Source organism: Pseudomonas alkylphenolica, from assembly GCF_004025535.1.
Classification (GTDB): Bacteria; Pseudomonadota; Gammaproteobacteria; order Pseudomonadales; family Pseudomonadaceae; genus Aquipseudomonas; species Aquipseudomonas alkylphenolica_A.
In genome coordinates this window covers 429,917-441,998 of sequence record NZ_QJRG01000049.1, presented here as the reverse complement: position 1 = coordinate 441,998, position 12,082 = coordinate 429,917, and the positions used below count along the sequence as shown (strand labels likewise).

The 12,082-nt window shown below is 61.3% G+C and carries 13 protein-coding genes; 6 read left to right on the top strand and 7 right to left on the bottom strand.

What is annotated here, in order from left to right:
* Nucleotides 1–68: 68 nt before the first annotated feature.
* Both DM813_RS25610 and DM813_RS25605 read left to right on the top strand, forming a co-directional pair.
* Nucleotides 69–635, top strand: coding sequence for a phosphonoacetaldehyde phosphonohydrolase-related protein (locus DM813_RS25610; protein ID WP_128326190.1), 567 nt, complete (start codon nucleotides 69–71; stop codon nucleotides 633–635).
* Nucleotides 636–759: 124 nt separating this feature from the next.
* Nucleotides 760–1,023, top strand: coding sequence for a DUF4404 family protein (locus DM813_RS25605; RefSeq protein WP_128326189.1), 264 nt, complete (start codon nucleotides 760–762; stop codon nucleotides 1,021–1,023).
* A gap of 47 nt (nucleotides 1,024–1,070) precedes the next feature.
* Here the strand turns inward: DM813_RS25605 and queF are convergent, their stop codons facing one another.
* Nucleotides 1,071–1,901, bottom strand: a complete 831-nt coding sequence (gene queF, locus DM813_RS25600; protein ID WP_128326188.1) for an NADPH-dependent 7-cyano-7-deazaguanine reductase QueF — start codon at nucleotides 1,899–1,901, stop codon at nucleotides 1,071–1,073.
* A 68-nt stretch (nucleotides 1,902–1,969) separates the two neighbouring features.
* Nucleotides 1,970–2,464 (bottom strand): cupredoxin domain-containing protein, encoded by a 495-nt coding sequence (locus tag DM813_RS25595; protein ID WP_128326187.1) that lies wholly within the window; start codon nucleotides 2,462–2,464, stop codon nucleotides 1,970–1,972.
* A 156-nt stretch (nucleotides 2,465–2,620) separates the two neighbouring features.
* On the opposite strand from DM813_RS25595, the gene DM813_RS25590 reads away from it, so the two are divergent.
* Nucleotides 2,621–3,301: a heavy metal response regulator transcription factor gene (locus DM813_RS25590; RefSeq protein ID WP_128326186.1), complete on the top strand. Its 681-nt coding sequence runs from the start codon at nucleotides 2,621–2,623 to the stop codon at nucleotides 3,299–3,301.
* A complete protein-coding gene (locus tag DM813_RS25585; RefSeq protein ID WP_128326185.1) occupies nucleotides 3,298–4,656 on the top strand; it encodes a heavy metal sensor histidine kinase in 1,359 nt (452 codons plus the stop codon). The genes DM813_RS25590 and DM813_RS25585 overlap by 4 nt, the downstream gene beginning before the upstream one ends.
* Nucleotides 4,657–4,721: 65 nt before the next feature.
* On the opposite strand, the gene DM813_RS25580 is transcribed toward DM813_RS25585, so the two are convergent.
* From DM813_RS25580 to DM813_RS25570, 3 genes are all read right to left on the bottom strand, one after another.
* A complete protein-coding gene (locus tag DM813_RS25580) occupies nucleotides 4,722–5,966 on the bottom strand; it encodes a lipoprotein-releasing ABC transporter permease subunit (protein WP_128326184.1) in 1,245 nt (414 codons plus the stop codon).
* A gap of 72 nt (nucleotides 5,967–6,038) precedes the next feature.
* The gene (lolD, locus tag DM813_RS25575) at nucleotides 6,039–6,722 is read right to left on the bottom strand and encodes a lipoprotein-releasing ABC transporter ATP-binding protein LolD (RefSeq protein WP_206617430.1); all 684 of its coding nucleotides are present in this window, start codon (nucleotides 6,720–6,722) and stop codon (nucleotides 6,039–6,041) included.
* Nucleotides 6,723–6,729: 7 nt separating this feature from the next.
* On the bottom strand, nucleotides 6,730–7,980 hold the full coding sequence (locus DM813_RS25570) for a lipoprotein-releasing ABC transporter permease subunit (RefSeq protein WP_128326182.1): 1,251 nt from the start codon (nucleotides 7,978–7,980) through the stop codon (nucleotides 6,730–6,732).
* 94 nt (nucleotides 7,981–8,074) lie between these two features.
* Between DM813_RS25570 and DM813_RS25565 the strand changes: the two genes are divergently transcribed.
* Nucleotides 8,075–8,662, top strand: coding sequence for a PilZ domain-containing protein (locus tag DM813_RS25565; RefSeq protein ID WP_128326181.1), 588 nt, complete (start codon nucleotides 8,075–8,077; stop codon nucleotides 8,660–8,662).
* Nucleotides 8,663–8,689: 27 nt separating this feature from the next.
* Nucleotides 8,690–9,412 carry a glycerophosphodiester phosphodiesterase gene (locus tag DM813_RS25560; RefSeq protein ID WP_128326180.1) on the top strand — a complete coding sequence of 241 codons (723 nt, stop codon included), beginning with the start codon at nucleotides 8,690–8,692 and terminating at the stop codon, nucleotides 9,410–9,412.
* Nucleotides 9,413–9,454: 42 nt separating this feature from the next.
* Here DM813_RS25560 and sthA read toward each other — a convergent pair whose 3' ends face one another.
* On the bottom strand, nucleotides 9,455–10,849 hold the full coding sequence (gene sthA / locus DM813_RS25555; protein ID WP_038608908.1) for a Si-specific NAD(P)(+) transhydrogenase: 1,395 nt from the start codon (nucleotides 10,847–10,849) through the stop codon (nucleotides 9,455–9,457).
* Between the two features lie 173 nt (nucleotides 10,850–11,022).
* A complete protein-coding gene (locus DM813_RS25550) occupies nucleotides 11,023–12,057 on the bottom strand; it encodes an FAD:protein FMN transferase (RefSeq protein WP_128326179.1) in 1,035 nt (344 codons plus the stop codon).
* Nucleotides 12,058–12,082: the final 25 nt, after the last annotated feature.

Below are 12,082 nucleotides of genomic sequence, written 5' to 3'. Positions count from 1 at the left end.
GTCGTCGCGCCGTAACCAGAACGTAACAGGCGAAGTGTAGCCTTCAGGCTATTTACAGGGATGTTTCCATGCCAGACGTTCCCGCCATTACCGCCTTGCTGTTCGGCCTGCGCGACTGCCTGGTTGAAACAGGCACCGAATCGAAGCCGCCCTGCCCCGCCCCTGGCGCCTTGCAGACCCTAGACTGGCTCTATCAACAGCAGGTGCCCTGTGCCTGGCTTGATGAACTGCCTGCTGCCGACATCGAACACGTGATAAACCCGTTGCCAACCTGGCTCAGAGCCCACCCGGTGTCGACCCCGTGGCCTGCGCCGGACGCCTGCTGGCACGCGTTGATGGACCTCAACGCCGGCAAGCTCGAAGGCTGCGTACTGGTCAGCGGTGAGCCGAGGCTGCTGCAAGCAGGGTTGAACGCCGGGCTGTGGACCATCGGCCTGGCCGCCGGCAGATCACTGTGCGGCATTGACAGCCAGCAATGGCAAACCCTGAGCCCGCTGGATCAGGAGCGCAAACGCGCCAAGGCGACCTTGCAACTGTTTGCCCTGGGCGTGCATTCGGTGATCGATCACCTCGAAGCGCTAGGCGACTGCCTGGCGGATATCGGCCAACGCCGCCTGAAGGGCGAAAAGCCCTGATACAGGGCCGTTGATCCGCGTCATGCAAAGCAGCGCCTGGTGGATTACTCTAGAAGGCGAGGCATGGACCTTTCGCCCGCTACCGGGGTCCATGACTGTGCCTATTCATAAAGGGAGATCACCCATGCCTGCCCGCGAACTGCAAAAGCAACTCGAGACTCTGCGCGAGCAACTGGAACAAAATCCACCGCTTTCCCTGGAAGAGCGCGAGCATCTTCAAGAACTGATGCAGCAGATCGAGGCCGAGATGAAACTCGAAGCCGTGACCCCGGACAACAACCTGGTCGACGGCGTCAATCTCGCCGTTGAGCGCTTTGAGGTCGACCATCCGGGCCTGACCGCCACCTTGCGCAACATCGTTCAGAGCCTGCAAAGCATGGGCATCTGAACCCCGACAGGATAAAAAAAGCCCCGTCTTCGTACGGGGCTTTTCAGTTACTGGCGCACCAGGCGCAGGTTCGGCAATGTCACGGTTTCGGTGCTGCGATACGGGTTGATATCCAGCCCGCCGCGGCGCACATAACGGGCATAGACGGTCAGGAACTCAGGGTTGAGCAGGCGCTTGAGGTCCAGGTAAATACGCTCCACGCACTGCTCGTGGAAGTCGGCATGCTGACGGAAGCTGATCAGGTAGGTCAGCAGGCTGGCATGGTCCAGCGCCGCGCCGCGATAGTGCACCGTCACACTGCCCCAGTCCGGCTGACCAGTAACCGGGCAGTTGGATTTGAGCAAGTGGCTGTGCAGGGTTTCTTCAACGAGGCGGCTGCTGTCGCAGCGCAGCAACTCCGGCTGCGGCTGTTCGTAGTTACTGATGCTGACATCCAGGTCATCGATGCACACACCCGGCAAGGCCACCACACCCTGCCCTTCGACATCGGCCAGGCTACGAATCTGAACGGCTACCGGTTTGCCGGCCGCAGCAGACAGGTCTTTTTCCAGGCAGGCCTGCAGGGCTGCCGGCGACTCGAACGCAGTCTGGTTCAACGAGTTCAGGTACAGCTTGAACGACTTGGACTCGATGATGTTGGGCGAATCGGCTGGAATCGCGAACTCACCGATAGCCACCACCGGCTTGCCCGTAGGCAACAGCCAGGACAGCTCGAAGCAGTTCCAGAAATCCACCCCTTGCCACGGCAGGGTCTGGGCGCTGACACCCAGTTCGGCCCATTTGGCCGCACGGGGGATGGGGAACAGCAGCGAAGGCGTGTAAGTGGCGATGTATTCGCTGGACTTGCCCAGCGGAGAATGTTCGGCGGCGGGATGCATGGCTCAAACCTGAAGGACGAAATACGCCTAGTTTATCGGGTTTGTGCCATGCGTTGGGTAATCGCCTGTTATTGGTCGATGGTCAGCTTGCCGACCATACCGGCCTGGTAGTGACCCGGTACGTTGCAGGCGAACTCGATCGGGGTGGCCTGGCTGAAGGTCCAGGTCAATTCACCGCGTTGGCCGGGCTCGACCATCACCGTATTGGGATCGTCATGCTTCATACCGGCGCCGTGCTGCATAGCGCCGTGGCCCATGGCAGCGTGGTCCATCTGCCCCTGCATGGCGAGCATTTCCTGTTGGTGCCGGGCATGCATCACCGCGTCACCGAGGCTGAACTCATGCATGACCGCACCCTTGTTGATCAGCACGAAACGTACCGTTTCACCGGCCTTGACCTGCAGGCTACGCGGCGCGTAGTACATGTCGCCCATGACGATTTCTACGCTGCGATCGGCCTGGCTGGCCAGTGCAGGTGCGCCAAAGGCATAGGAATGCGCCGGTGACGCCAGTGCGGGCAGACTGAACAGCGCCAGGACGCTAGCGAAAATAAGGTGTTTCATGTCAGGCCCACTCCAGGGTTGCGACGGATCAGGCTTCACTGTAGAAAACCGGCGCTGGCAGCTACCTGACAAAAAGATTACAACTTTGTCAGCTTGGCCACCCGGCACCTGCAGCACGGTATAACCAACCGGCAACCCATCTCCAAGAGCCAGCCGATGAAACTGTTGATCGTCGAAGACCAGACCAAGACCGGCCAGTACCTGTGCCAGGGACTCAGTGAAGCAGGCTTTGCCACCGAGCTTGCCGCCGACGGTAATACCGGCCAGCACCTGGCCCTGACGGGTGACCATGACCTGCTGATCCTCGATGTGATGCTGCCAGGCCGCGATGGCTGGCAAATTCTCCAGGCGGTGCGCGCCTCGGGTAACGAGGTGCCGGTACTGTTCCTGACCGCCCGCGATGCAGTGGAAGACCGCGTACACGGTCTGGAGCTGGGCGCCGATGACTACCTGGTCAAACCCTTTGCGTTCTCCGAGCTGCTGGCCCGGGTGCGCAGCCTGTTGCGCCGGGGCAGCAGCCCGACCCAGGAAACCAGCCTGGGCCTTGCCGACCTGCGCCTGGACCTGATTCGCCGCCGGGTCGAGCGCAACGGCCAGCGCATTGACCTGACCGCCAAGGAATTTGCCTTGCTTGAACTGCTCCTGCGCCGCCAGGGCGAAGTACTGCCCAAGTCACTGATCGCCTCCCAGGTCTGGGACATGAACTTCGATAGCGACACCAACGTCATCGAAGTGGCAATCCGCCGACTACGGCTGAAAATCGATGACAACCACGAACACAAGCTGATCCATACCGTGCGCGGCATGGGTTATGTCCTTGAAGAGCGGCTGGCCTGATGCGTCGACTGTCCCTGGGCAGCCGCCTGGCCCTGCTGTTTGCCGCCTGCACCGCAGCGGTGTCGCTGATGGCCGGCGTGCTGTTCAGCCGCGCCAGCCAGCATCACTTCGTCGAACTCGACCAGCAACTGCTCGAAAGTCGCCTGTCAGTGCTGCGCCAGCTACTCGACGGCGTGCATGATCCCGCCGGGCTCGCGACGCGCCTGCCCGCCCTGCAAAGCGAACTGAGCCACCAGGCCGACCTCGCGGTGCGCATTCGTGGCAGCAACGGTCAGGTGTGGTTCGACAGTCAGGCCAACCTGCCCGACTCGCCTCAGGTGCCCGGGCTGAGCACCTTGCATAGCACCAGTAGTGCTTACCGAAGCCTGAGCGTGAACCTCGCCAATGGCGACCCGCAGTCAGTGCAACTAACGCTGTTTCTCGACATCACCCACCATCAGCATTTTCTCCAGCGCATGCAACAGCTGATCTGGCTGACGGTCGGCCTCTCGGCCCTGGCCACGGCCCTGCTCGGTGCCTGGGCCGCAAGAAGTGGCCTGCGCCCGTTGCGCCAGATGGGTGAAGTCGCCTCAAAGGTATCGGCGCGCTCATTGACCACCCGCTTGCCCGAAGGGCAGATGCCGGTGGAGCTGGCTGAGCTGGCGCAAACCGTCAACGCCATGCTGGAGCGGCTGGATGACGCCTTCCAGCGCTTGTCGGCATTTTCCGCCGATATCGCGCATGAACTGCGAACACCCCTGTCAAACCTCCTGACCCACACCCAGGTCACCCTCACCCGTCCACGTGAACTGGAGGAGTACCGCGAAGCCTTGCACAGCAACCTTGAAGAGCTGCAGTGGATGGCCCAGCTGGTCAACGACATGCTCTACCTGGCCAAAGCCGACCACGGCCTGCTGATGCCTAGCCGCCAGCACCTGACGCTTGCCGAGGAGGCCGATGCGCTACTGGAGTATTACGCGCCGCTGGCCGAAGAAGCCGGTGTGGCGCTGCACCGGGAAGGCCAAGGACGTCTTGAAGGTGACCGGCACATGCTGCGCCGGGCCCTGTCCAACCTGCTGGACAACGCCTTGCGCTTTACTCCGGCACAGGGAGAAATTCGGGTCAGTATCGAAACGCACGCCGAACTGGTGCGCCTGCAGGTGGCCAACACCGGCGAACCGATCGATCCGGTGTTGCTACCGCGGCTGTTCGACCGCTTTTACCGGGCCGACCCTGCACGCCGCGAAGGCAGCAGCGAGCATGCGGGATTGGGATTGGCGATTACCCGCTCGATCGTCCAGGCCCATGGCGGCACTATCCGCGCGGAATCAGTGGCGGGATGGACGCGCTTTGTGATCGATTTACCGACTGTGTGAGTCCTTCGCCAGCAAGCCGGCTCCTACAGGTAGGAACCGGCTGGCTGGCTATCGAGCGCAACGGGTCACTCGTAACGCAATGCGTACGCCGGCTCGACCTGCGAAGCCCGATACGCCGGGTACAACGTCGCGAGAAAACTCATCACCAGGCCGGCACTGCAGATCAGCGCCACATCGCCCCATTGCAGCTCCGATGGCAAGCTGCTGATGAAATACACATCAGAGGTAAAGATGTGTTGCCCGCTGACACGTTCCAGCCAACCGACGATCTGGCTGACATTAAGCGCCGCAATCACCCCGAGCACCCCGCCGATCAAGGTACCGACGATGCCGATCAGGGTACCTTGAACCATAAAGGTGCCCATGATCTGCGCCGGCGTCGCGCCGATCGTGCGCAGGATGGCGATATCCGCGCCCTTGTCGTTCACCACCATGATCAAGGTGGCGATGATGTTGAACGCCGCTACGGCGATGATCATCAGCAGCAACAGGCCGATCATGGTTTTTTCCATCTTCATGGCACTGAACAGGCTGCCCTGGGTGTGCGACCAGTCATCTGCGCGATACGCGTCGCCCAACTGTGCGGCAATGGCCCTGGACACCTGAGGAGCGGCGTACAGGTCCTTGAGTTTCAGGCGCACGCCCTGAACCTGATTGGGCTGCCAGCGCTGCATCTGGGCGGCGTCGGCCATGTGGATGTAGGCCATCGAACCATCAAGCTCGGCCCCCACCTTGAACACCCCGACCACATTCAGTCGCTGCATGCGCGGCGTGATACCACCCGGTGCACTGCTTACTTCCGGTACGATCAGGGTCAGCTTGTCGCCGACATTCAGACGAAAACGCCGGGCGGTAATTTCGCCAATCACCACGCCGTACTCGCCGGGCTCCAGCCCCTGAAGACTGCCCTGGACAATGTGCTGACCGACGATCGACACCTTGCTTTCCTGGGCCGGATCAATCCCGCTGACCTGGATCGGCTGCATCGAACCTTTGTAGGAAAGCATGCCTTCCATCTCGGTCAACGGCGCAACGCCCATCACCTGCGGATTTTTCAGTGCCGCATCGGCCACGGGTTTCCAGTCATCCAGCGCTTGCACTCCGAGGATGCTGGCATGCGGCACCATGCCAAGGATCCGTGCGCTCATTTCGCGCTGGAAGCCGTTCATCACCGACAACACCACGATCATTGCCAGCACGCCCAACGACAGGCCGATCATCGAGGTCATGGAAATGAACGAGATGAAATGGTTGCGGCGCTTGGCGCGGGTGTAGCGCGCGCCGATGAATATAGACAAGGGTCTGAACATGAACGGAAGCACCCAGGTAAAGAAAAGGAACAGGCTGCCCGGCAATGGCCACGGGCACCCTGTACGGCCAGGTCAGATCGCTACCAGGTGCCCGTCGTCCAGACGCAGCACACGGTCCATCTGCCGCGCCAGGTTAAGGTCATGGGTAACCACCAGGAACGCCGTCTGCGACGAACTGCTCAATTCCTGCATCAGGTCCTGGATGCCCTGGGCCGTGTGATGGTCCAGGTTACCGGTCGGCTCGTCGAGCATTACCAACCCCGGACGGTTGACCAGGGCCCGGGCGATGGCGACACGCTGACGCTCGCCACCGGACAACTCAGCCGGCTTGTGACTCAGACGATGCCCCAGGCCGACACGCTTGAGCAACGCCGCGGCGCGTTCACGGGCCTCTGGAATCGCGGTGCGACCAATCAACAGCGGCATGCACACGTTCTCCAGAGCGGTGAACTCCGGCAACAAGTGGTGGAACTGGTAAACGAAACCCAGCGCACGGTTACGCAACAGGCCACGGGCTCGCTCGCCCAGGGCCGACAGCTCTTCACCGGCCAGCCAGACACTCCCCTCGCTCGGGGTATCGAGGCCGCCGAGCAGATTGAGCAACGTACTCTTGCCCGAACCCGAACTGCCAACGATAGCCACCCGCTCACCGGGATGCAGCTCCAGCTGCAGGCCGGACAACACCTGCACCTTCTCCGGGCCTTCCTCGTAGGACTTGCCCAGGTTGCGGCAACTCAGCACTGCTTTATCACTCATGCCCAACTCACTCATAACGTAGCGCCTCCGCAGGCTGGGTGCGTGCCGCACGCCAGGCCGGATACAGGGTGGCGAGGAAACTCAGGACCAATGCCGCACCGCACACCATCCACACGTCTTCGGCCATGACCTGGGACGGCAGGTAGTCGATGAAGTAGACGTCGGCATTGAGGAACTTGTGTCCGATCAGGGTTTCGAGCCCGGCGATGGCAGCGCTGACATTGAGCGCTGCAAGAATGCCGACCACACCGCCAATCAGCGTACCGACCACACCGATGACGGTGCCCTGGACCATGAAGATGGCCATGATCTGCCCCGGCGTGGCACCCAGGGTGCGCAGGATGGCGATATCGCCCTTCTTGTCATTCACTACCATCACCAGGGTGGAAATGATGTTGAAGGCCGCGACCGCGACGATCAGCAGCAACAGCAAGCCGATCATGGCCTTTTCCATACGAATCGCCTGGTACAGGTTACCGTGCGTGCGGGTCCAGTCGCGGGCATAGAACTCACGCTCACCCAGCTGCTGGGCGATATCCCAGGCGACGCGCGGTGCCTGGAACAAGTCATCGAACTTCAGGCGCAGGCCCTGGACCTGATCGGCTTTCCAGCGGTGCAGGCGCGACAGGTCCGACAGGTTGGTCAGCCCCAGGTAACCGTCGATCTCACCGGCACCGACATGGAAGATGCCGACCACGGTAAAGCGCTTCATCCGCGGGAACATGCCCGCCGGGGTCACCGTCACCTCGGGAGCGACGAAGGTCAGCTTGTCACCGATACCCACACCCAGCTTGGCCGCAGCCTTGTCACCGATCATGATGCCAAAGTCACCCGGCGCCAGGTCATCGAGCTTACCCTCGCGGATGAAGTTGTCGATGATCGACACCTGTCGCTCCTGCGCGGGGTCAATGCCGTTGAGCAGCACCTTCTGCACCTTGCCCTCGTGGGTCAGCAGGCCCTGCATCTGGGTGAACGGCGCTACCGCCACAACCCGGGGGTTCTGCTTTACTTGATTGGCAAGGGCTGGCCAGTCGTTGAGCGGCTGACCGGTTTCGAGCGTGGCATGGGGCACCATGCCCAATACCCGGGTGCGCATCTCATGATCAAAACCGTTCATCACCGACAACACCACGATCATGACCACCACGCCCAGGGCGAGGCCGATCATCGAGGTCAGGGAAATGAACGAGACGAAATGGTTACGGCGCTTGGCACGGGTGTAACGCGTACCGATGAATACGAAGAGAGGTCTGAACATGTCGGGGCTTGTTCGGATGAAAGAGGAACGTCCTTGTGGCGGGGCTTGAATAGCAGCTTTACACTCAGACCACCGCCGCTACCATGGGTTCGCCATGTCGACATTAGATGAAGAAGATCGCCGCGAATACTACCGTATCGAGGATCGGATCGCACTGGAAATTAGCCCGCTGAGCGCCGCCGAAGCCCTTGGCAGTGACTTGTTGCAAGATGATTCACCGCTTTTCAACCTGCTCAGCGAATTGCACCTGAGCGAGTTCGAGTCGCAACACCTGCTGCGCCAGCTCAGCGATAAGGATCGCGTGCTGGCCGCCTTTCTCAAAGCACAGAACAAACGCATCGACCTGCTCAGTGCCGTGGTTGCCCAGACTCTGCTCGGGCAGCTCAGCGCGCCGCAGCCGGTGGTGCTGTCCGAAGGCGGTATCGAGTTCAACCAGGCCCAGCCCATTGCCGCCGGCAGCCGGGTGGCGGTGAAGATGGTGCTGATGCCCCAGGCCCTGGGCCTGCTGCTGCGCGCCAGGGTGACCCATTGCGACCAACAGGCCGATGGCCTCTACGAAATCGGCAGTGAGTTCATCGACATGACCGACGCCCAGCGCCAGCTACTGGCCCGCTACATCTTGCAACGTCAGGCACAACAACGACGCCAGGCGCTGGAACAGCACACCCCGAGCGCTCCTTGAGTCTCACCCTTTCTTGAAGGAACAAACGTGACCCAGATTTACGGCCACCGTGGCGCCAAGGGCGAAGCCCCCGAAAACACCCTGACCAGCTTCCAGCACTGCCTCAAGCAAGGCGTGCGCCGCTGTGAGCTGGACCTGCACCTGTCGGCCGACAACGAGCTGATGGTGATCCACGACCCTACGCTCAAGCGCACCACCGGCCGGCGCGGCAAAGTGGTGGAGCACGAAGCCGCCGCACTGGTGACCTATGATGCACGTAAAGGTGGCCCGGGCTGGCTCACGCCCTGCCCTATTCCACGGCTTGAAGAGCTGTTCGAGAAATGCGATTTCGATCACTGGCAGCTGGAGGTCAAGAGTGCCTCTCGCACCCGCGCCGCCACTACGGTCCTGGCCATTCGCGAGATGGCGCAGCAGTACGGCTTGCTCGACAAGATCACCATCACCTCCAGTTCACGGGAAGTGCTGGGGGCGGCGCTGGAACTGACACCGGATATAGCCCGCGGCCTGGTAGCCGAATACGCCTGGCTCGACCCGCTGAAAGTCGCCCAGAACTATGGCTGCAGTTTATTGGCGTTGAACTGGACACTGTGCACCCCGGAGCGCCTGATCAAGGCTCAGCGCCAGGGGTTACACGTGTCGGTGTGGACAGTCAACGAGCCGGCGCTGATGCGCAGGCTCGCCGACTTCGGCGTAGACAGCCTGATTACAGACTTTCCCGGTTTGGCCAGCGCCACCCTCGAGAATCGCTGAAATCGGTCTCCCCGGCCGGCTCAGGCCACCGGCCGGAGCCGCTCAAAAAAGCCGGTTGAGGCCGTCGTAGGCCGCTACCCGATAGGCTTCGGCCATGGTCGGGTAGTTGAAGGTGGTGTTGACGAAGTACTTCAGCGTATTGCGCTCACCCGGCTGATCCATGATCGCCTGGCCGATGTGAACGATCTCCGAAGCCTGGTAACCGAAGCAGTGCACGCCGAGGATTTCCAGAGTCTCGCGGTGGAACAGAATCTTCAGCATGCCTTGCGGCTCACCGGCGATCTGCGCTCGTGCCATGCCCTTGAAGAACGCCTTGCCGACTTCGTACGGCACCTTGGCCTGGGTCAGCTCCTGCTCGTTCTTGCCGATCGAGCTGATCTCCGGGATGGTGTAGATGCCGGTCGGCACGTCGTTGACGAAGCGCCAGCTGCCATTGTCGACAATACTGCCAGCGGCCGAACGCCCCTGGTCGTGCGCAGCACTGGCCAGGCTCGGCCAACCAATTACGTCACCAGCACCGTAGATGTTCGGAACGTGGGTGCGGTAGTTTTCATCGACTTCGATCTGGCCACGGCTGTTGACCTTGATGCCGATGTTCTCCAGCCCCAGCTTGTCGGTGTTGCCGGTACGGCCGTTGCACCAGAGCAAGGCGTCCGCCTTGATCTTCTTGCCGGACTTCAGGTGCAGGATCACACCGTTGTCCAGGCCTTCGACGCGCTCATACTCTTCGTTGTGACGAACCGTGATGTTGTTGTTGCTGAAGTGGTAGCTCAACGCCTGGGAGATTTCCGAGTCGAGGAAGCTCAACAACTGACCGCGGTTGTCCACCAGCTCCACCAGCACACCCAGACCACTGAAGATCGAGGCGTATTCACAACCGATGACACCGGCACCGTAAACGATGAGCTTGCGTGGGGTGTGGCCCAGGCTCAGGATGGTGTCGCTATCGTAGATACGCGGGTGGTGGAAATCGATATCGGCCGGACGGTACGGGCGCGAACCGGTCGCGATGATGATGTGCTTGGCCACCAGCTTTTCGACCACACCGTTGGCGCATACCACCTCGATCGTCTGTTCGTCGGCGAAGCTACCGGTGCCGAAGAATACGTCGACACGGTTGCGGGCGTAGTAGCCGGTGCGCGAAGCGACCTGCTTGGCGATGACCTTCTCGGCGCTTTTCAGTACATCCGGGAACGAGAACCAGCGTGGCTCACCAATGGCCCGGAACATCGGGTTGGTGTTGAACTGCATGATCTGGCGCACCGAGTGACGCAGGGCCTTGGACGGAATGGTGCCCAGGTGGGTGCAGTTGCCGCCGACCTGGCGACGGCTATCGACCATCGCCACCTTGCGTCCTGCTTTGGCAGCATTCATTGCCGCCCCTTCTCCCGCCGGGCCGGAACCCAGCACCACTACGTCGTAGTTGTAGACAGCCATGCGTACTCCTTTAGAACAGGCCCGGTTGCCACATTGGCAAGCGGGGCTAGATCATGTCGCCAGCGGCGCCATGAAAAAAATTCGGTTGCAGTCTAATCAAGCTTTGAGGCCGCGAACATTAACCCTTGGTCGCGTCGTAGGCTAATTTTCTCTGCACTACATGCCACCCCCCTTCAATGCACCGGCCCGGCAGGAGCGGATTTATCCGCGATAGGCGGTATCACCTGCTCGAACGCCGGCGTGCTACGAGCGACAAAACCGTCGGCAACCCGGGTCACGAACACCGCAGCGACCCGATGCCTGAGTGCAAATTCCCAGCCTTGCTGCAACCCGAGGATCAACAACAAGGTCGAGTACCCATCAGCCATCAAGGTCGAGCGATCAAACACCGTCACCGCCGCCAGGTCGTGTTTCACCGGCCTGCCCAGGCGCGCATCGAAGGTATGCGAGTAGCGCCGGCCATTCTCCTCGAAATAATTGCGATAGTCACCGGAGGTTGAAACGCCGTAGCCCTCCACCGCCACCACTTGCTGGGCAATCTGACGATCATCGCGTGGCCATTCGACGGCTACTTTCCAATGACTGCCATCAGGTTTTCGCCCTATCGCCTTGAGCTCGCCGGTCGCTTCGACCAACAAATCCGCGACTCCCAGGGCTTGCAGGCGCTCAACCAGCAGGTCCACTGCATGGCCTGCGGCGATGCTGTTGAAGTCCAGCTCCACCGCCGCATCCTTGCACAGCTGCTCGCCGACTATGCGCAAATGCCCATGCCCGACACGCTGTCGCACGCCGGCCAGCGCCTGTTCATCGGGCACCTTTTCCAGCCTCGACTGCGGACCGAAGCCCCACAGATCGAGCAAAGGCTCCACGGTCAGGTCAAACGCACCATCGCTCGACTGCGACAGCCGTTCGCCAACGCGCACCAGCTCCAGTACATCGGCAGGCATGGATTGGCAGCTGTTGGCCGGCAAGCGGTTGAAGGTTGCCGTGAGCGAGTCGCCACGGTAGGTGGAATAGCGTTTGTCGACGCCCTCGAGAATCGCCTCCACTTCGCGCCTGACCATTTCTGGCGAAGGCCCCTGAGGCGTACGGACGTACTGCACGGTGTAGCTGCTGCCCATGGTCGGGCCGCTAATGCGCTCCAGCGAATCACCCTGCCCACAGCCTGCCAGGCCCAGCATCAATCCGACCCCTAGCACTTTGAGCATCCAGCCTCCGCAAATAACCGTCCGT